Source organism: Gracilibacillus timonensis (genome assembly GCF_900086715.1).
Taxonomy (GTDB): Bacteria; Bacillota; Bacilli; order Bacillales; family Amphibacillaceae; genus Gracilibacillus; species Gracilibacillus timonensis.
Window position 1 is genome coordinate 95,573 of the sequence record NZ_FLKH01000011.1, and the last position, 18,895, is coordinate 114,467.

The 18,895-nt window shown below is 37.0% G+C and carries 23 protein-coding genes; 19 read left to right on the forward strand and 4 right to left on the reverse strand.

Annotated features, from left to right (window positions below):
- The first annotated feature begins 20 nt into the window (after window positions 1–20).
- From BN6556_RS07800 to mobL, 14 genes are all read left to right on the forward strand, one after another.
- Window positions 21–257 (forward strand): YdbC family protein, encoded by a 237-nt coding sequence (locus tag BN6556_RS07800; RefSeq protein WP_066189379.1) that lies wholly within the window; start codon window positions 21–23, stop codon window positions 255–257.
- A gap of 70 nt (window positions 258–327) precedes the next feature.
- The gene (locus tag BN6556_RS07805; RefSeq protein ID WP_066189382.1) at window positions 328–873 is read left to right on the forward strand and encodes a hypothetical protein; all 546 of its coding nucleotides are present in this window, start codon (window positions 328–330) and stop codon (window positions 871–873) included.
- Window positions 874–1,038: 165 nt separating this feature from the next.
- The gene (locus BN6556_RS07810; RefSeq protein ID WP_066189385.1) at window positions 1,039–1,854 is read left to right on the forward strand and encodes a DUF2268 domain-containing protein; all 816 of its coding nucleotides are present in this window, start codon (window positions 1,039–1,041) and stop codon (window positions 1,852–1,854) included.
- 95 nt (window positions 1,855–1,949) lie between these two features.
- Window positions 1,950–2,237 (forward strand): YjcQ family protein, encoded by a 288-nt coding sequence (locus BN6556_RS07815; protein WP_066189388.1) that lies wholly within the window; start codon window positions 1,950–1,952, stop codon window positions 2,235–2,237.
- 167 nt (window positions 2,238–2,404) lie between these two features.
- Entirely contained in the window at window positions 2,405–4,279 is a 1,875-nt protein-coding gene (locus tag BN6556_RS07820; protein ID WP_066189391.1) for a pLS20_p028 family conjugation system transmembrane protein, read from the forward strand.
- Window positions 4,251–4,574: a DUF5592 family protein gene (locus tag BN6556_RS07825; RefSeq protein ID WP_066189394.1), complete on the forward strand. Its 324-nt coding sequence runs from the start codon at window positions 4,251–4,253 to the stop codon at window positions 4,572–4,574. The genes BN6556_RS07820 and BN6556_RS07825 overlap by 29 nt, the downstream gene beginning before the upstream one ends.
- 5 nt (window positions 4,575–4,579) lie before the next feature.
- Window positions 4,580–5,275, forward strand: coding sequence for a hypothetical protein (locus tag BN6556_RS07830; protein ID WP_235817470.1), 696 nt, complete (start codon window positions 4,580–4,582; stop codon window positions 5,273–5,275).
- Window positions 5,276–5,282: 7 nt separating this feature from the next.
- Window positions 5,283–7,253 carry a VirB4 family type IV secretion system protein gene (locus BN6556_RS07835; RefSeq protein WP_066189399.1) on the forward strand — a complete coding sequence of 657 codons (1,971 nt, stop codon included), beginning with the start codon at window positions 5,283–5,285 and terminating at the stop codon, window positions 7,251–7,253.
- A 3-nt stretch (window positions 7,254–7,256) separates the two neighbouring features.
- Window positions 7,257–7,967 carry a hypothetical protein gene (locus BN6556_RS07840; protein WP_066189401.1) on the forward strand — a complete coding sequence of 237 codons (711 nt, stop codon included), beginning with the start codon at window positions 7,257–7,259 and terminating at the stop codon, window positions 7,965–7,967.
- Window positions 7,967–9,106 (forward strand): peptidoglycan DD-metalloendopeptidase family protein, encoded by a 1,140-nt coding sequence (locus BN6556_RS07845; protein WP_066189404.1) that lies wholly within the window; start codon window positions 7,967–7,969, stop codon window positions 9,104–9,106. Before BN6556_RS07840 ends, BN6556_RS07845 begins: the two co-directional genes overlap by 1 nt.
- A gap of 23 nt (window positions 9,107–9,129) precedes the next feature.
- Window positions 9,130–10,215 (forward strand): hypothetical protein, encoded by a 1,086-nt coding sequence (locus BN6556_RS07850; protein WP_066189407.1) that lies wholly within the window; start codon window positions 9,130–9,132, stop codon window positions 10,213–10,215.
- Window positions 10,216–10,433: 218 nt separating this feature from the next.
- Window positions 10,434–10,766: a hypothetical protein gene (locus BN6556_RS07855; protein ID WP_066189410.1), complete on the forward strand. Its 333-nt coding sequence runs from the start codon at window positions 10,434–10,436 to the stop codon at window positions 10,764–10,766.
- Window position 10,767: 1 nt separating this feature from the next.
- Entirely contained in the window at window positions 10,768–11,238 is a 471-nt protein-coding gene (locus BN6556_RS07860; RefSeq protein ID WP_078059980.1) for a hypothetical protein, read from the forward strand.
- Window positions 11,239–11,241: 3 nt separating this feature from the next.
- Window positions 11,242–11,823 carry a relaxase MobL gene (gene mobL / locus BN6556_RS07865; protein ID WP_066189414.1) on the forward strand — a complete coding sequence of 194 codons (582 nt, stop codon included), beginning with the start codon at window positions 11,242–11,244 and terminating at the stop codon, window positions 11,821–11,823.
- 1,267 nt (window positions 11,824–13,090) lie between these two features.
- Here mobL and BN6556_RS07875 read toward each other — a convergent pair.
- From BN6556_RS07875 to BN6556_RS07890, 4 genes are read right to left on the reverse strand one after another with little or no spacing between them, the layout of a single operon-like run.
- Complete coding sequence (locus BN6556_RS07875; RefSeq protein WP_066189418.1) at window positions 13,091–13,810, reverse strand: ABC transporter ATP-binding protein; 720 nt, start codon at window positions 13,808–13,810, stop codon at window positions 13,091–13,093.
- A 12-nt stretch (window positions 13,811–13,822) separates the two neighbouring features.
- Window positions 13,823–14,590 carry an ABC transporter permease gene (locus tag BN6556_RS07880; protein WP_066189423.1) on the reverse strand — a complete coding sequence of 256 codons (768 nt, stop codon included), beginning with the start codon at window positions 14,588–14,590 and terminating at the stop codon, window positions 13,823–13,825.
- On the reverse strand, window positions 14,587–15,465 hold the full coding sequence (locus BN6556_RS07885; RefSeq protein WP_066189425.1) for an ABC transporter ATP-binding protein: 879 nt from the start codon (window positions 15,463–15,465) through the stop codon (window positions 14,587–14,589). Before BN6556_RS07885 ends, BN6556_RS07880 begins: the two co-directional genes overlap by 4 nt.
- Complete coding sequence (locus tag BN6556_RS07890; RefSeq protein WP_066189428.1) at window positions 15,452–15,691, reverse strand: PLDc N-terminal domain-containing protein; 240 nt, start codon at window positions 15,689–15,691, stop codon at window positions 15,452–15,454. The genes BN6556_RS07885 and BN6556_RS07890 overlap by 14 nt, the downstream gene beginning before the upstream one ends.
- A gap of 95 nt (window positions 15,692–15,786) precedes the next feature.
- On the opposite strand from BN6556_RS07890, the gene BN6556_RS07895 reads away from it, so the two are divergent.
- From BN6556_RS07895 to BN6556_RS07915, 5 genes are all read left to right on the forward strand, one after another.
- Window positions 15,787–16,308 (forward strand): helix-turn-helix domain-containing protein, encoded by a 522-nt coding sequence (locus BN6556_RS07895; protein ID WP_235817471.1) that lies wholly within the window; start codon window positions 15,787–15,789, stop codon window positions 16,306–16,308.
- Between the two features lie 283 nt (window positions 16,309–16,591).
- Complete coding sequence (locus tag BN6556_RS07900) at window positions 16,592–17,248, forward strand: HAD hydrolase-like protein (protein ID WP_066189437.1); 657 nt, start codon at window positions 16,592–16,594, stop codon at window positions 17,246–17,248.
- Window positions 17,249–17,310: 62 nt separating this feature from the next.
- Complete coding sequence (locus tag BN6556_RS07905; RefSeq protein ID WP_066189440.1) at window positions 17,311–17,814, forward strand: DUF523 domain-containing protein; 504 nt, start codon at window positions 17,311–17,313, stop codon at window positions 17,812–17,814.
- Window positions 17,815–17,840: 26 nt separating this feature from the next.
- Window positions 17,841–18,284: a GNAT family N-acetyltransferase gene (locus BN6556_RS07910; RefSeq protein WP_066189443.1), complete on the forward strand. Its 444-nt coding sequence runs from the start codon at window positions 17,841–17,843 to the stop codon at window positions 18,282–18,284.
- A gap of 127 nt (window positions 18,285–18,411) precedes the next feature.
- Window positions 18,412–18,765 (forward strand): RpnC/YadD family protein, encoded by a 354-nt coding sequence (locus tag BN6556_RS07915; RefSeq protein WP_066189446.1) that lies wholly within the window; start codon window positions 18,412–18,414, stop codon window positions 18,763–18,765.
- The last annotated feature ends 130 nt before the right edge of the window (window positions 18,766–18,895 follow it).

Consider the following 18,895-nt stretch of genomic DNA (forward strand, 5'->3'; position numbering starts at 1 on the left):
GAGGGAGGAGATTGTTTTGAATGAAGGAAAAGAGCTATCGTGTGGATTGGGAAGTTATTGAGGAAATTGTTGTATTGCATAGAAGCCAAGGAGGCTGGGCAAAAGAGCTAAATTTGATCAGTTGGAATGGAGATAATCCAAAGTTTGACGTGAGGTGGTGGAACCCTGATAAAACAAGGGTTGGTAAGGGGTTCACTTTTACCAAAGAAGAACTGAAAATACTGTATGACACTTTACCAGAAGCACTTCATATATAATAGGCAAATATTTTCTACCGCAGACCATTATTGTTATACTGAAAAAAATGAACAAAAATGGAGTTGATGGGTGAAGATGAAAAAAAGATGGTGGTTCAGCTTGATTTTATTGTCATTTCTACTTGTTTTAAGTGCGTGTGGCAATAAAGCAGAAGTTGGCATGAATGAAATGACTCTAAAAGAGTTAAAGGAAAAATTAGATAATGAAGAATCATTTCTTTTAGTAACATTCTCAGCAAGTAAGGAAGATGTGGAAAAATCGGAACTAGTAGAGGCATTTGATAAGTCATTGAACAAAGAAGAACAGACGGCTTTTTATGTGAATTTCGATGGGGAAAGTCAAGACACCCTTGATCAATTAGGTGAAAAATATACCCCTTCTGACTATAAAGGGGATGTATGGGAGCCAAAAGATGATGGATTGGTTCTAATTGAAGATGGTGGTGTAATGAAAAATCCAAGAGAAACACTGTTATCTCAATCATTAATTGAAGGCACAGCAAATGGAGATGACGGCTATGAAACTAGCTTTATGAAATACATGGATGATATAGATGCAGGGATTGCTAGTGCATTGGATTTTGCGGAGCAAAATAATATTGAATTAAGTTATTGATATTTAATATATGCAAAACTAATATCAGATATTTACTCTAAGGAATTGTTTTATTCCTTAATACGATTGAGCTATTTTATCAAAAAACTAGTTTATATTTGACATTAACGTTGCGTAATACTGTAGCTTAATAACCAAACGATAATTTATAAGAGAGTTGATAAGATGAATGCTTATGAAGTTATGGATACATTAAGTCAGTATGGTGAATTGCTTGAAATTCAGGATTTAGAAAAACGCAAAGATTATTTCCGTTATGAAATGATGGAACCATTCAAACAAATGTGGAATTTAATTAACGTTCCCATAAAAGCGAAACAACAAAATGGATATGACGTTATCATGGCATCAAAAATGCTTGGTTTTGCTGATGTTTCAGATGATGAAAATATTAGAGAAGGATTATCTATTCTAAGAGAAAATAACTCCTATGCGGTTGCCGAAAACGCTCTTAAAAATTGCATTGCTAAAGCGAATAATGCGGGATTGAAGATAAATGCGGATGAAATCAAATTTGGATTATATATTTCAGACCCTGAAAAACTAAAGCTACAGAAAGGATATACAGGGTTTGGTGGAATACCGGGCTTTATAACTGTAAATATATATCCAAACGATTATAATTTACCCAAAATACCGGCAGTTATAGCCCATGAATTTAACCATAATATACGTTTTTCTTATTTTGATTGGGATCATGGGAATGTAACAGTAGGAGATTATCTCGTTATAGAGGGTTTAGCTGAATCATTTGCAAAAGAATTATACGGAACGGAGCAAATAGGTCCTTGGGTTACCAACATGGATAAGGAGGAGTTGAAGTATTCAATCGATGTTATCGGCGAATCCCTTGATATAAAAGGATTTGCAGTTGGCTACAAGACCGTTCAATCCTTTATGGAGAAGGATAATAAGACGATATACGAAGCGACTTTGGCCTCAACTGATGAAATAATTAATGGCTCCGAATTATTCTCCTAGTTCAACAAACGGGTACAAACCTAATAAAGAATATTGCACGTATCTCATGTAAGGATTATTTTATTAATCAACGTTTAAAAAAAGGAGGGGAAATAATGAATAAAAAGAAACTAAGGTATGCCATATTGAAAGAAATTGACAACGGTAATAAAGCACTTACTGAAGAGAATTTTGCGGTTACCGCAGATCAATTTGATGAAGCTATTAGGTTTCTTAACAGAGAAAATTATTTAGGAGGGGTTTTCTATGCGGACGATAGACCATGGTTAATTGAGGGGACAGCTTATTTAACAGAAGATGGCGAGAGTTACTTAGAAGAAAACAGTTCATTAGCTAAGACATATAAAGGTTTAAAAGAAATAAGGGATTGGTTAAAACTATAGTGACCTATAGTAAGCTGTTAATTCTTTGTGCTGCAATCTTTGCGCGTTAACGGTACAAGGAGATACCGTGGTACCAAAAGTCTTACATTCTTAATTATAAGTTCAACAAAAAGAATCCATTTTCCATGGGTTCTTTTTTTAATTCCTAAAGGTGGTGAAAACAATATATGAACGATGAGGCAATGAAAAAGTTATATGAGGATTTATCGGACATACTCGATATTTCCAGTGGCTGGCTGTATGATGATCTTCTCCGAAATATCGGTTGGGGCATTATACAGCTTTTAGTATGGATTAATGATTGGATTGAAGGCGTTGCTACGAAAGTAATTACCTTAGGTGGCTTGTATGACAGTGAAGACATGGGTGGTTTCATAGATGTCTTGCAGCCCCTTGCAATCGGGCTATTTGTTGTTTCTGTAACAGTCCTTGGTTTTATGTTCATGCTGAATAAAGTTGAAAAACGGAATGAAATCATTATGAATGTGTTAATTGCAGTTAGTGTCATTGTCATTCTTCCCAGTTTAATGGGAATGATGGAGGATTTGCTGCATAAAGGGCTAGATACGGTGGAGGCAGATGGGAATATTTCTGATAATGTCTTAAAAAGAAATATCTCTGATTTAAAATACTATCTGGATAGTGATTTCAACTATGCTGATGGGACAAATAAAGACACTGTAATGGGTGATGAGAATACATTGCCACATCCTCCTCATCGAACAGAAAAGGATATTGGAACAAGTAATTACTATTATGCAAATAAGCTGAAGAACCCCGATTTGATTGATGTAACCGAAAAGCTTGATATCTATGAAGATGAAGGTTGGTTTAGTTGGACAACAGAAGATTGGGTTAAGGAATTGACGAACGATGAAAAGGAGTTTTTAAAACATACACTTATTCAAAATGGAGATGGTACTTCACGAGTTGAAAAACTAAGTGAAAACTCGGTTCCAGCGACGAACTTAGGGCAGCAAAGTTATTACCGTTATCACGTCAATTGGGCTATTGCCATTACGATATTGGCCGTAACAGGATTTGCCTTAACTGTAACAACATTAAAAATTGGCCGTGCCATGTTTGATTTAGCTTTTCATCAAATTTACGCTATGTTCACCGCATCAACGGATATAACAGGTGGTCAGCGTTTGAAGAAAGTGTTAACAGAAATCGTTAGTACGTTTGCTGTTATCTTTGTGATGATTGTACTTCTGAAATTGTTCATTATCTATGCACAGTGGGCGAACGATTTGGAGCAAGAGATTGGCATTGTAGGTGTCATTATCTTGCTCATTGCTGGTGCATGGGCGCTTATTGATGCTCCAGACATTGTACAGCGAACAATGGGAATAGATGCAGGACTCCGTTCAGGATGGCAGGCGATGATGGGCGCATATGCTGGTACGAAAATGGCTGGTGCTGGTGCATCCATGGTAGGAAAAGGTGCTGGGAAAGTTGTTAAGACTGGTGGCAAAACAGCAGGAGGTATTGGTGCAGGTGGAGTTGGTGCATACAAAGGGATGAAAGCCGGTATGCGAAACAACAATACGAAGCCTGTTCCTCCGCGCAATCCAGATCAAAAAGCTTCTCAAAATGAGCAACAATTTTCAACGAATGCCATAAACAATCCAAACGTTGAATCAAAAACAAACACTGTTCCAACAAAGCCAAATACAAGTATTCCCGGCCGCAGTGGTTCGCTGGCAAGTAGTATCCCTGTCAATACAAGTAATGTGTCAGGAAGTGATAGTGACGGGTCCAGTAATGTAGGTGGAGGAGCAACTTCATCTAGTCAGCATAAGCCGCTTGTCAATGCTGGTGGACAAGGATATACTCATCCGCAACGCAAACATACGTTACTTGGCGGAAATCGTACTGTACAACGTGCAAATCATTTTCTTTCACGAGCACATAATACAGGTTATGACATTGGACAAAAATTGAGCCAATTTAAAGGAAACGTACAACAGGCGAAGCAAATCAAAATAGAAAAAAGGGGATTAAAATCAAATGAAATACGAGATACCGAAAGAGATTAAGTCCAAGCCAAAAATAGTAGGATTAGAAATGAGGGAGCTGGTCATTATTTTGATTAGCTCTCTTTTATTATTAACGGTCTTACGGGAATTGGTGCATAGCCTATTTGTTCTATTTTATTTCGGTATAGCCATCATAGGCATGATTTATTTGTTTCTGCCGAGCGGTAACAATCCCGAGAAGCGAAATTATGAATCTATCCTATTAATGTTTCGCCATAAAAAGGGAGTGTACCATGCAATGGATAGAAATGAAGTAGAAAATGAACAGTTTCTAAAAGACAAGGAGGGTGAGTAAACAGAATGCAACCCTTAAAGTTAATTAAATCAAATCCGGAAAAGCTGGATGAGGACACATGTGAAGAAGAGACGGAAATGGTTACAAAGACAAATAAAAAACCTAACAAAATGGTTCAGCTACTGCAAAAGCTCAAACATCAGAAGAAAGTGAAAAAAGAATTTCAAGAAGATATGAAAGAACAAGGCAAAAAGCCCAAGTTGTTAAAACAAACATCCGATATTCTTCCTTTTGTACAAATACACGATGATTACATTCTGCTGAAAGAAGGGGTCATGGACATTTTTCAAGTGGAAACAAAAAACATTCATGCTTTAAATGATGCGGACTTAAATTATTTGCTGTTAAATCGAGCGCAATTCCTCAGAAGTTATTTTCGTTCTTTCAAGGAAGTCATATTAAACTTTCCGACAAATACGGAAGTACAGCGAGCATATTGGGTGAAAAAACAGCAACAGGCAAAGAATGTTTCACGTTTAAAGTATATTGAGCAAAAGTTATTCGAATTTGAGTATTTAGAAAGAGAACGGTATAATCGGGAGTTTTTCATGTTTATCTATGCAGATGATAAAGAAGAACTGGAAGATCGAAAAAATGATTGTAGGCAAGGGATGCAAAGTTCATTTCCATTGCGGGAGTTACCTAAGAACAAAAAAGAGCAGATATTGTTTCTATTAAATAATCAAAATACGCAACTTTAAAGAGAGGATGGTAGGTGTGAAACAACATACAAATACTTTTATTGAGGAAGAAAAGTATTCTAAGAAACCAAAACTGGATAAAGCATTTTTAACGAAAATACAACCCCAAGGCGGTATCAGTTTTAAAGATAAGTACATTCAAAAAGGAGACGGTTATGAAGGGTGCGTCCATGTGTGGGATTATCCTTCCAACGTCAATTTGCTTTGGTTGGATAAAGTGATGGCTATGTATGATGTTACCGTTGTGGCTGATGTGACCACGATGGATCAGGATGAAACGATTAGTTCTATCAATAAGAGTATGGTGGAACATGATGTCCGTTTTCGTAGCGCGAAACAAGAATCTGACCGGATGGATGCCCAGCGAAGTTATAAAGAAATGGAAGATTTATATCAGCAAATTTCTGAAATGGGGGAAGTCATTAAACTGCTTCATATTCGCTTATTTGTTGCTTCACCGACAATCTGGGAATTGGAGAGAAAGGTGGAGCAAACCATATCTAAACTCAATTCCATCGGATTTAAAGGGCAAATATTTTTGAACGAAACCTACTATGAATGGCAATCATTGTTCCTGCCTTATGAGCAACAAATTAGATTTCCGAATAAAAGAGAGGGAAAAGGGATGCCAGCAATTACGCTTGCCTCTGGATTACCGTACCACTTCTCAGAGTTAAATGATCGAACAGGCAGTTTTCTAGGTACATCATTTACCGGTGGAAATGTTCTATTCGATTTGTTTCATAAAGATAAACTAAGACGCTTTTACAATGCAGTTGTTGTTGGAAAAATGGGTGCTGGTAAATCGACTACGTTAAAAAAGTTACTTATGGATAATGAAGCAAGGGGAAATTTCATTCGAGGATTTGATGTGACAGGAGAATTTAAAACCTTAGTCGATGCACTGGGAGGGCAATCCATTAGTTTGGATGGCAGTGATGGGATTATTAATCCATTACAGATCTATCGGGCAGATGATAAAAGTAATTACAAGGAAGAACAGGCAAGCTTTGAACAATATGAAAAGCAGTGCTTTATGCAACATATATCAAAGGTTGCTATCTTTTATGAATTTCTTGCTGGCAGTCCTTCTACAGAGGAAATTGAAGAATTTAAAAAGATCTTACGCATGTTTTATGAATCGCTGGGCTTTATGGAAAAAACTAAAGCAACAGGTGTGACGACATTGGGAAACAAAGAATATCCAATCTTTAGCGACTTGCTAGAATATATTCGAGAACAGCTATATGACAACCCAGAGAAACGAACGATACGTCCTGAATTATCTATTTCACGGGTGGATAGGTTGGAGAAAATTGAATTAGTCGTTGATAACTTAGTGAACAGCTACGCTTCATTGTTTAACGGTCATACAACGATTCAGGATATCACCGATGAACAAGTGATTTTCTTTTCTATCCGTAACCTGACGAAATTGGAAAAGAATGTGTTTCAAGCACAAATGTATAATACATTAAATTTAATCTGGGATAACTTGATCCAAGTGGGAGCAAGACAAATGAAACAGATGTATCAGAGTGAAACGTTTGACCCTGATGATGCCGTCCGATTTTTAATTATGATTGATGAAGCACATCGTTTAGTTAATGCTGAAAATATGTTAGCTGTCTCATTCTTAACAGATTTTGCAAGAGAAGCCCGTAAATATTTTGGTGGGATGATTTTAGCAAGTCAATCCATTAGAGACTTTGTTCCAGATAATAAAGACACTGCAACTGTCACAAAAATACGTACGTTATTTGAACTAACTCAATATAAGTTTGTGATGCAGCAGGACTCAAACACATTGGATTCTTTACGAACAATTTTTGAAGGGCAACTAACGGAAAGCGAATTGGAACACGTCCCTCAACTCCAGCAGGGAGATTGTTTATTAAGTATTTCAGGTGTAGGAAACATCATGTTATCCATTGAGGCAAGTGAAGAAGAATTAAAACTGTTCACTGGAGGGTTGTAAACGATGCGAGAAGATAATCATGAAAAACGAATGTTTTATAAGTTTATCTTTCTATTAGTCGTGACAGGTTTAATTGTGATTGTTTGGATATGGAAATGGACTGCCGATGATCCAAAAGAGCAAGATCCGAAAGAAATGTTTGAAACGTCCAGCCAACAAGAAAACATGCAAGAGCCGGTTAATATAGATGAGGAAAAAATAAATGCTGTATTAAAAGATGAAGGAGAATCCAAGAAGCCGGACGCAGCAGATGAAAATAAGCAAAGTGAACAAACAGAAAGTAATCAGGAAGAGGACGATTTAGAACAAAAATATATCATCCAATATAGTGAACGGGAAGTGGAACAAGCGAAAGAGCAGGCAGAAAAGGTGCTTGCTCTTTATTTGTTGCAAGTAACGGATTGGGATAAATGGGAGGGTGCAGTTACAGCAAATTATCTTGAAAATGTTCAAAAGGAAATGACAAACTTTAAAGACGAAAAAGCAAAAAGAGAACTGGATACAATTGATCTATTTGTCTCTCAACCTTTGAAAGATGGAGAAATAATGTATGGCGCATATGCGACATGGCATGTAACTGTGAAAGGAAAATCAACATCTAAACCAATGCAGTTATACTATATTACATTACAAAAGGCAGGTGATAAGTGGATTGTTAGCAACATGGTGACACCGAATAATCAAAACATGGAAGGAGAAGGGAAGAAGAATTAGTGAAGCATTTAAAACAATTTGCAAAACATCTGATAAGGAAAAAGCTACTCGTAGGAACGGGTAGTTTTTTAATTGCGAACATTATTCCTGTCCTAATCTTTCTTGTTCTTTGTACATTGTTGATGGCGGTTATTGGTGCATTAAGTGGTAGTGTTGATCATCAGCATAATGGTGAAGGCGATGATGGTGGAGGTAGTTATATTTGCTCTCCAACAGGTGATATGAATCAAAAGGAATGGGACAATTATTTTAAGCATCAAGATCGTTCTGGCGTTTTTAAGGGATATGGTGATGACATTATCGAACTATCTGAAGAAAAGGGAATTGATCCAATTCTTTTTGGTGCTATCGCTTTACATGAAACAGGTTACGGAACTTCCAGTGGAGTAGTCGATAAAAATAATCCTGGAGGGTTAATGGATCCTGCAACAGATTGGCAAACGCTACAACGTTTTCCAACATTAAAAGATGGTTTAGAAGCCATGGCAGATACTTTATATAATCGTATTATTGTAGATGGATTAGTAACAATTGAACAACTGGGGGAAGTGTATGCTCCGATTGGCGCAGAAAATGATCCAAACAATTTAAACAAACATTGGATGCCAACGATGAAAAAGTTAACTGCAAACATGGGTGGATTAACCATGAATTGTGAAGCAGAAGATCATGTTGATATGGATTTAATCGGTGGTAAGTCTTGGGTTTCACCATATACCAAAACCATTACTTCCGGCTTTGGTTATCGTTCAGGATGTGGAAATTGCACCACATTTCATGCCGGATTAGACATTGCAAGTGCCGGGATAAGGAATACGCCGATTGTGTCCTTTTCGGATGGAAAAGTGACCATAAGCGAATCGAACGGAACAACATTTGACTCCACTTTAGAAAATATGGGAAAAGGTTATGGCTGGTATATAGAAGTTGATCATGGTAACGGAATTAAAACCCGTTATGCTCATATGGGCAAGAAAGGAATACCTGTCGGAAGTGAAGTGAAGGCAGGTGATGTGATTGGTCATGTTGGTTCAACCGGGGCATCAACTGCGCCTCATCTTCATTTTGAGATTTTAATGGAGGGGGAGAAGGTTGACCCTATGCCACACGTCAAATCATTTTTAACAGGCGAAAAATGATAAGGGAAGGAGGATTTAGCCGCGTGAAAAGTAAATTCAATCGTGGAAGGGAAAATAAAGTCTATATTGGCATTATCGTTACACTAGGCGTTTTGCTTGGTGTTTTTTTAACGTCTAAATCATGGATGTATGATGATAGTGCCATCGCACAAACGCCATATAATAAATCCGTCAATGGCTTAAATCAAACAACATTAGTTTTAAGGAGTTGGGAGTATAATCCGAAGAATCAACTCATGGAGGTAACGATTGAAACGGTTCATACGGGTACCGATGCAGCGGAACCGACATTTACGTTTGAAGCAAAGGGAGAGGAATCAAAAGAAACCTACCCAGCAAAAAAAGTGTATGAATCCGACAATGTGATGGTCATTCACATTGAACATGTTCCAACTGAATACCGTGTTATCGGTTTGTTTGTGACAGAACACCGGGATGACAAAATACTGAAACAAGAGTATAAACGACAACTGGAAAATGATAGTGATGTTGCTACAGAGGAGACAGATAAAATTAAAAAGTCCGATTTGCCGAAGCCGGAAGATGTGATTATTGTGGGGGATTATCGTGAAATTGAAGTAAATAAGAACCTTGTTGCAAAATCGGATAAGGCATATCAAAAAGAAGCAATAGTCACAGACATGGAACGAATTAAACAAGAAATATCTACAATTATAGATGAAAATATTCCTTTCCAAGAGGAATTAATTGCGACTTTAACAAAGGAGAAAACATCATTAAAAAATGAAATGGAATTTGAAACGAAGGAAGAACAAACTGAAACAGAAAAGGAAATTGACAAAAAGAAGAATGCCATTTCCAGCGCAGAGGAAGAAATTGAAGCATACAAATCAAAGGTAAAAGAGCTCAAGGAAAAGTACGATAATCGGGAAGAAAAACTCGATGCACTGCTTCATCCTGAACGTCAATTAGCAGAAGAAAACCATGAACCAAAAGAAAAGAAACAGCAGCAAAAATCGAAAAAGAAACATGAAAAGCACCAGAAGCAGGATGCGAAAAAGCAGGACAATAAGGAAAAGGATCAATCTAAAAAGAAACAACAAAAGAAGGAAAATAAAGATGTGCCTTCAGGAAAAGAGGGGAAGTAAGCATCAAAAGGTCTATATAAAACCTATATATTCAGCAAGAAACACCTATATAAAAGGTATATTTACTATTGAAAAAATGGGCTTACTGGAAAACTAGGCGCTGCCTAGTCACCCACGCTATGTGGGTACACTTTCCCCTTATCCTGTTCAACAATCCCTGTTCTTGTGAACGGGGATTTTCCTATTTTTTAAGCGACGCGTGGAAGGAGTGGATTTGAATGGAAATAAAGATTCGGGATGTAGATGTTCGAGCAGTAAAAGTATTAGATGAAGAAGCCAAAAAACAAAAGGTATCAAGGAATGTATTACTGAAACGAATGGTAGAGGATGCAGTAAAATTTGATGGGATTAAGTCAGCAGAAAAAGAATTAGATGTTACCGTGAACCGAGTTGCTGACGGATTGGAAATGACGTTCAAACGATTAAATCATATAGAAAAACGAACGCTCCATCTGTATTTGATTTTATGTGATGCACTTGGATTAAATCCTGAAGAAGCCGATCACATTTTAGATAAAACTTTTGCAATGGGCGACAAGGAGGAGAATTAAAATGAGCATGACAGAAGAGAAAAAACAGGGTTCCTATTTTTTGTTAAGCACTGAAACGAAAGAAAAAATTAAAGTGGCAGCGAATGAAAATCATACATCTCAAGCGAATGCCATTGCCTTAATGGTGGATGCTTATTTTGAAAATAGAGAAGAAGAATATGTTCTATTCAAACAAACGATTTCAGACTTACTGGATGAAAAATTAGGTTTCGTAAAAGAGAAAATGAATCGCATTCAAGTAGCAAGTAATGTTATTGATCGTGACACGAAAATCATTCTTGAGTTCATGAACCATTACTACCTGGTGAATAAATTCAAAAATTTAATTACAACAGAAGAATATAAAACAAAAGGAATGGAACAAGCAGAAGAATTAGTTCAAAAAAGGATTCATAAACAGCGACAAAAGAAATTAGACTATGAACGAAAAAAGGAATTAAAGCAACAAGCACAATCAGAAAGTCAGGAATAAACCATGAGTCCGGCAGTTGTATTGCGAAGTAAATTTGTTACACCTAGATCGAGTACATTTAACGATTACATTAATTATATGGATCGTGAGGATGCGAAACAACATGTGAAAATGGATACCTCATCTGATAAAGAAAATGATTTTGATGTGTTCTATCACTTCATGGATTATATGGATGATGACGAAAAACAAGGTGAGTTATTTACCTCCAGTAAAGACAGATTGAATGACAAAGAAAAGCAAACAGTCAAAGAACAATTTCAACTAGCACAACAAAATGAATCACCAATGTGGCAAGATGTGATCTCTTTTGATAATGAATGGTTGGCAAAGCAAAAAATATACAATGCAACGACTCATACCGTTGATGAAACAAAGATGAGAAGTGTTGTACGTGAAACGATGCAAGCTATGTTACAAGCGGAAGGAATGCAACAATCAGCAGTATGGACGGCAACCTTGCATTACCATACTGATAACGGCAGTGAGGGTGGTCGCTTTACTCTGTTTCACTACTTCCATGTCATTACTCCATGTATAGGATGGGAAGGACAAGTTGACGAAAAAACCAATCACACTAATTAAGCATAACGTTAGTAACATAAAGACTGTTAGGCAGAGTAAGTAAGGTAGGCTGACATGAAATATGCTATCGTACACGATGACCGTTAATACCAAACCAGGTAAAAATAAAATAGTATTTAACAAGATTTTCGCGAATGCCATGTTGATGAGACGGATTGGAGCAACGATCATGACCCAGACATTGCTACCTTCGAATGAAAGGCTACAAGAGGTAGTAGTTGTCAGAACGAGCAATAGGAACGTTACCATGGTAAATAAATCTTGAGCCGTGATTGTTAAACCGATTATATCATAAGAAAAAGAATGCACATGGGGAATAATTCCCATTAAGAGACATATATTCCCTGCCACCATTATAACCGGGGTCAAAATCGTATTACTGACATAAGTAAGGGAAGAAAAGTATAACCTGAATTCCTTCGACAATAACGCAAGGATGGGTTTTTGCACCGTCCACCTTGTATTGGTATGTCTTTGTTTTCGCTGTTTGTTTTTTTGACTAACAAGAAAATCATGAAAGTAAACAAATGCAAAGATGGTGATCCAACTGGTAACTATCACAAGTACGATTAACCAGATAAGATTCCATAAAAAAGGAATAGCAGTTAGAGAATATTGCAAAATAGAAGCGTCGATAAACCAGTCTTTATAATCGATAGACCTTGCGTTCACGATCGTATAAAGAAGTGGTGCCACAAAAAGTCCTAGAGTGAGGATAGACTCTATGACACGATGACGACATCTGATAAGTGTAAGCAAGCTGCGCACAAGCAATGAAAGTAAAAAGGTTACATTGGTCGCCAGCAGTGGGATAATCACACTCAACAATAACACCAAAAGCAGTACCAAGACATAATGGTTGATAAAAGAAATCGTTATAAGGTATCCAAATAGCAGTACTACAAAGGTGAGAAAAATAGAAATCAAATACTTGCTACCAAGCGGGAGAAGCTTAGCTTGCCAGCTTTTTATCGGCAAGCTAAAAATAAAGTCACTGTCTTTACTCTCGATAACCTCATCAAATCCACTAAGCGTATGCCATATGCCAAACACCCAAAACAAGATCGAGGCTAATAAAACAAAAAAAGTTTCGATGTTATGACTGGTCTGTAGATCGATGGCGATAAATAGCACATATCCTAAAAACATGAAGAGAGCGGCTGTGTAACCTGAAATGGTGTACATGGCATATTTTCGTACCTCCTTGTTGGAGCTATTCAAGTTAGCCAGTCTCAGTTGATTTTTTAGGCGAAATAAACCTAATAACTTAAGACGTTTCATGCGACGTTACCTCCCTAAAGCGTTCATATAGTGATGCGTGTTCGGTGATATTTTGCATCGTATCGTTTACAACGACTTCTCCCTGATTTAAAATCATCAATTTATTACATACTTTTTCAGCAACTTCAAGCACATGGGTCGAATATAAGATGATGGCCCCCTTTTTGGCTCTGTTTTTCATTTCATGGATCAAAAAGTGGGTGGCATTTGGATCTAAACCAACAAATGGTTCATCCAAAATAATTAGTCTGGGGTTATGCATGAATAATGAAATAAGCACTAGTCTTTGCTTCATTCCATGTGAATAACTAGATACCAGTTCATGCACAGCACTTTCAAATTCTAGTTCTTTAAGTAAATAGGCTAAGCTCTTATTTAGCTCCTCTTCCTCTAGTTTGTAGAGAGAAGCAATCAGCTCAATATAGGCTTTCCCTGTCATATGTGGATAGACAGTGGGAGTATCTGGAGAATAGCCAATCATCGCCTTAAATCGTTCGGGGTTCTCGTTTAATTTGGTATCAAACAGCGTGATGTCCCCTTGATCAAATGAGTGGATGCCGACAATCGATTTAATCGTGGTCGTTTTTCCCGCGCCATTCGCCCCGATAAAAGCACAGATATCGCCTTGCTGCAATGTTAGGGATACGTTTTTGACTCCTTTATGAGATCCTTTATAGGTTTTACTTACGTTTTTAATGGATAACATGCTCGATTCCTCCTATACCCGTTGGATAAAAAGCTTGGCTATATACATATTGGTAATCAAATAGACGATGGGTGCGATTAGTAACAGAAAATTAGCATTGCCTGTTTGCAGAAGTAGGTCTTCTGCTAAGGTCAGAACTCCACTCGGCAAGAACAACGAAAGGGTGTCATTAAGATTTCCTAGTAAGAGCAAAACCATCGATAGTAAAATGGTGGCAACACCGATAAATAACGAACTTTTTATCATCGTGCTAAACAACACGGCTAAACTTACGATGAAAAAAATCCATACACTATAACAGATCAGGTAGCCTAAAAAATCAACGATCGCGTAAGAACCAAATAGATATACCGTGTAAAAATAGGAAATAAATGAACCTATTGCCATACATACCATGCTGATCAACCAATTTCCCAGCAGTTTGGAACTGATATACTGTAAACTGGATACAGGTCTTGTGAAAATAAAGCCTTGCACACCACTATTTTTTTCGTTGGCGATCATTCCCATAAAACTGATAATAAGTACGATTAATCCGATTTGATTAAATTGACCGGAAAAAGTAGCGAGTAACACTTCATTGGCTTTGGGATCAGAGGCATTTGGATCGATCATGATCCCTTCCACACCTCCGACATTTTCCAGGATGACGTCCATGTATTTATCAATTAATGGCTGTGTGACGCCAAGAATGGTGAAAAATAAGGTTAACCAAATCAATTTGATATTTCTAATGGCTTCCAGCACCTCCACTTTTAATAAAATAGATATATTCCTCATGCTTCGGACACCAACTCTAAAAATATTTTTTCTACATTCTTCTTGTCATATGCTAGAGCATGAATTTCGACGTTATGTTGATCCAATGTTTCAACAAGATGTTGGAAAAGGATAGGTTCGTTACTCGTGATCAAATATTGCCCAGGTTTGATCTCTTGTACGGTGTACCATTCATTTAATGGTGCAGGTGGTATCGCAGAGGTCTCTAAATATACTTGTTTCTTGTTGATCGTTTCCGCTTGATTGGTGATGTTTCCAATAATCTTCCCGCTTTTGATAATAAGATAGCGATCACAGAACTCGCTGGCATCATCTAAGATATGGGTGGATAGTAGAATCGTCGTATAGGCTTTTAATTTTTTGATTAAATGCTTGATTTCATTTCTACCAACTGGATCCAACGCAGATACAGGTTCATCTAAGATTAACAGTTTGGGCTGATGTAAAATGGCCTGTGCTATCCCCAGCCTCTGTTTCATTCCTCCTGATAGTTCTTCCACCTTATGACTGTTTTTATCTTTAAGCCCTACGTCTGTCAAAATGTCATCTATATGAGCATCAAGATATCTTTTTCGTAAACCAGATAAACTGCCAAAAAATCGTAAAGTTTCTTCGCAAGTCATCCACTGTTTAAAATCGGTATGCTGTGACAAATAGCCGATATCGTTCTTACGTGTTAAAATATCTTTGCCATGAAAGGTAATATCACCACCTTCATAAGTGATAATCCCCGTCATACATTTAATCAGTGTCGTTTTTCCTGCGCCGTTTGGCCCCAATAAGCCTATGCACTCTCCTTCCATGATATCAAACGTAATATCTTTCAATATCTGTCTCCCTCGAAAAGACTTGTTCACTTTATCAATAGCGATCATTTTTTAACATCCCCCTGCCAATAACAAGATAAATAATAGGTCCAATGGTGTTTAATAATACAATGATAATCAACCAAATGATGGGATGATGAATGAGCTTTCTACGACGATACAAATCAACTAGTGCAACAACTAAAAGTAAAAAATGCAGCACGAGAATCGGAATTACTAAAGGTAAAATCGCCGCCCAATCTACGTTAAATAACGCGCGAATATCCGTATTCAAATCGTTTCCTCCTCTTTAATTATCATTATTGATAATGATAATATTACTGTACTTTTTCTTAAAAATCAAGTAAAATAAGTGATAAAGAAAGGCTGGTGAACAATTTGGAATTCAAACTATTTAAAAATCAGATACGTTTTAAAATAGCTTTAGCGTTAATTGATAAAGAAGAAGGATTATCGATCTTGCAGCTAAATCAATTATTGGAAGATGTACCACAGGCGACATTATATCGGCATATGAACGCCATGTTTGAAGATGGCTTGGTGAAGATTGTAAATACGAAGAAAACACGCTCCGGAGAAGAAAAATTTTACGCCATCAATGCGGAAACCTATAAGATTAACGAGGAAGAATGGAACCAGGCCAGTTATGATGAAAAGGTGAATTTTGTCACTTTTTATTTTATGTATGTTCTTCAAGCCTATCAGAGCTATCATAAGACCATGGATGGAAAAAAAGATGAGACAACCTTTTCCCTTGCAAAACTTCACTTGGATGAAGACAAATTTGAAGATTTCCAGTCAGAACTGAATGCTTTATTTAATAAATATTATGAGGAATCAGAAAAGGATAGCAACAAAGAAAGAACGGTCTCGCTGGTTATTATTCCATGAGGGTTCAGGGATTAAGCCAGGGGCAGGGGGAGATCTAATGATTATTATGATAGAAATTCTGCAAGTAGTTGCTATGGCATTGTTGGTTTTCAGCTCATTTATGTATTTAACAAAAAGAAGAAACAAAGGAAATGGTCCACTTTTGAATCCATCATGTCTGTCATAGTGCAGACGGCTATTCTTATGCTCGCAGTCAGTTCGTTGGTTTTGGCTTTTTATGGATTAGTAACATTAAAACTTTAGTATGAATGATTATCCCATGAGGAAAGAGGATCGAAACAGAATGAAATCAGTTATTTTTGATATGGATGGTACGTTGTTTCAAACCAATAAAATATTAGAGGTGGCGCTCGAGGATACGTTCAATCACTTAGCTTCTGTAGGTCAGTGGGAAGATGCTATACCTCTCGACAAATTCCGTGAAATAATGGGAGTGCCCTTGCCGGAAGTATGGGCAACACTGCTGCCTAATCACTCCATCGAGGGAAGAGAACAAATCAATGATTATTTTCAAAAGAGCTTAGTGGAAAATATAAATAGTGGAAAAGGTGCATTATATCCCAATGTAGAGCAGGTATTTGCGCATTTAGTAAATAGCGGTTTTTCCATATTTATTGCTAGTAATGGAGTGCCTGCATATTTAAACGCCATTGTTGATTATTATCAGTTAGACAATTGGGTTTCAGAGACATTTAGTATAGAACAAATAGAATCGTACAGTAAATCAGACCTCGTTCAGCACATTTTACATACATATGAAATAAAAGAAGCGGTAGTAGTTGGCGATCGGATATCAGACATTAAAGCGGCAAAAGATAATCGATTAACGGCAGTAGGTTGTCATTTCGATTTTGCAAAAGAGGAGGAACTTTCACAAGCTGATTATGTCATTTACGACTTAATGGAACTGCACCATTTATTATCTCGTATATGCATGTAATCACTGTCTCTATGTTCTTGTTATGTTTCATAAAAATCTTGCAAATTGGAGGAGCGGTAACCATGATTCTAATCAGTGCCTGTTTAGTAGGTAAAAATGTCAGATATGATGGAGGTAATAAATTAAATGACAAACTAAAAAAGTTAGTCGATGACGGTTATGCAAAAAGCATCTGCCCCGAAATATTAGGGGGTCTTACTACACCTAGAGAACCAGCTGAAATAGTTAATGGAGATGGTTTTGATGTATGGAATCACCAAGCGAAGGTAGTAACTATTTCCGGTGAAGATGTAACCGAGCAATACAAAGTGGGAGCATTAGAGACCCTGAACATTTGCAAACGTTTAGGGTGTGACACATTAATATTAAAAGCTGACAGTCCTTCATGTGGATCTCAAAAAATATATTCTGGTGATTTTAATGGAACAAAAAAAGAAGGCTCAGGCGTATTAACAGCTTTACTTACATTACATAATATAAAGGTGGAAGATGAGACTAACTATTCATTATTGCTTGATGAACGCAGGGCAGCGGATCATTCTGAACAGAAAACAAGTAACAAGTAACCATATTCAAAAAAAGGGAGATAAATATGACCACTATAACCATCAAAGAACTCCAATCACAAGATGAAGTAATGGCAGCATTTCCAATTATAAAACAATTGCGTACGCATCTTAATGAAGAAACTTATCTCGAATTAGTAGTAGAAGCAAAAGAGAAAGATAGATATCATATGTTTGCTTTAATGGATGAAGGCGAAATAGTAGCAGTTACTGGTTTCAAGCCGATGATCACACTCTATTATGGCCGATTTGTCTGGGTATGTGATTTGGTAACAGATACGAATAAGCGCTCCAAAGGTTACGGCGAGAAACTACTTAGCTATGTTCATGAATGGACCAAAGCAAATCATTATGAGCGTGTTGCTTTATCTTCTGGACTGCAGCGGACGGATGCACATCGTTTTTATGAAGATAAAATGGATTATGACAAAGTAAGTTATGTATTTAAGGCGAATTTGGAAGATACTTGACCTCAGAACCATATGGTAAGGTAACAACTTAATGAAAAACACCTGTAACACTATGATAGTGGTAATACGGTATTGCAGGATGTTATAGATTTGGAAGACGAGTAGAAAATAATAGTAGCTTCATCGAATGGAAATCGACCCAGCGAGAATGGAACTGCTGTATGGTTTTTTTGATACGTATTTGCAACTAAACGAAGAGGAGGAAAAACAAGTGCTGAAGGAAATCGAGAACTTAGAAAACTTATCGGAAGAGGAGAAAGAAGTGGTCCGTCATCTTCCTAATTCCTATTATGAAATGGGGATGAGAGAAGGAGAGCAGAAAGGCATGGAAGAAGGAAAGCAAGAAGGTATAAGAGAAGGCACGAGAGGAAGTAAGCAAGAAATAGCTTTGCGGATGATAACCAAAGGAATGTCCGTCAGTGAAATAGCCGAGATCACAAAACTGAGTGAGGAAGAAATCAAAAAGCTTGTGGACCAGTAACCAAGCAAAGTATGTGAATGGTTCTTAAATGATAACAAATAAGACCATATATAGGTAGTGGAAAGTGATACAAAAAGGAGAAGAGATAGATGTCGGAGGGACTCGAGCAATTGACATAAGAGGAAAAAGA

Excerpts from the sequence above, each read along its gene's own strand:
- BN6556_RS07800 (WP_066189379.1), top strand. The coding sequence starts at position 21 with ATGAAGGAAAAGAGCTATCGTGTGGATTGGGAAGTTATTGAGGAAATT.
- BN6556_RS07810 (WP_066189385.1), top strand. The coding sequence starts at position 1,039 with ATGAATGCTTATGAAGTTATGGATACATTAAGTCAGTATGGTGAATTG.
- BN6556_RS07815 (WP_066189388.1), top strand. The coding sequence starts at position 1,950 with ATGAATAAAAAGAAACTAAGGTATGCCATATTGAAAGAAATTGACAAC.
- BN6556_RS07820 (WP_066189391.1), top strand. The coding sequence starts at position 2,405 with ATGAACGATGAGGCAATGAAAAAGTTATATGAGGATTTATCGGACATA.
- BN6556_RS07825 (WP_066189394.1), top strand. The coding sequence starts at position 4,251 with ATGAAATACGAGATACCGAAAGAGATTAAGTCCAAGCCAAAAATAGTA.
- BN6556_RS07830 (WP_235817470.1), top strand. The coding sequence starts at position 4,580 with ATGCAACCCTTAAAGTTAATTAAATCAAATCCGGAAAAGCTGGATGAG.
- BN6556_RS07835 (WP_066189399.1), top strand. The coding sequence starts at position 5,283 with ATGGTAGGTGTGAAACAACATACAAATACTTTTATTGAGGAAGAAAAG.
- BN6556_RS07840 (WP_066189401.1), top strand. The coding sequence starts at position 7,257 with ATGCGAGAAGATAATCATGAAAAACGAATGTTTTATAAGTTTATCTTT.
- BN6556_RS07855 (WP_066189410.1), top strand. The coding sequence starts at position 10,434 with ATGGAAATAAAGATTCGGGATGTAGATGTTCGAGCAGTAAAAGTATTA.
- BN6556_RS07860 (WP_078059980.1), top strand. The coding sequence starts at position 10,768 with ATGAGCATGACAGAAGAGAAAAAACAGGGTTCCTATTTTTTGTTAAGC.
- mobL (WP_066189414.1), top strand. The coding sequence starts at position 11,242 with ATGAGTCCGGCAGTTGTATTGCGAAGTAAATTTGTTACACCTAGATCG.
- BN6556_RS07875 (WP_066189418.1), bottom strand. The coding sequence starts at position 13,810 with ATGTTATCCATTAAAAACGTAAGTAAAACCTATAAAGGATCTCATAAA.
- BN6556_RS07880 (WP_066189423.1), bottom strand. The coding sequence starts at position 14,590 with ATGAGGAATATATCTATTTTATTAAAAGTGGAGGTGCTGGAAGCCATT.
- BN6556_RS07885 (WP_066189425.1), bottom strand. The coding sequence starts at position 15,465 with ATGATCGCTATTGATAAAGTGAACAAGTCTTTTCGAGGGAGACAGATA.
- BN6556_RS07900 (WP_066189437.1), top strand. The coding sequence starts at position 16,592 with ATGAAATCAGTTATTTTTGATATGGATGGTACGTTGTTTCAAACCAAT.
- BN6556_RS07905 (WP_066189440.1), top strand. The coding sequence starts at position 17,311 with ATGATTCTAATCAGTGCCTGTTTAGTAGGTAAAAATGTCAGATATGAT.
- BN6556_RS07910 (WP_066189443.1), top strand. The coding sequence starts at position 17,841 with ATGACCACTATAACCATCAAAGAACTCCAATCACAAGATGAAGTAATG.
- BN6556_RS07915 (WP_066189446.1), top strand. The coding sequence starts at position 18,412 with ATGGAAATCGACCCAGCGAGAATGGAACTGCTGTATGGTTTTTTTGAT.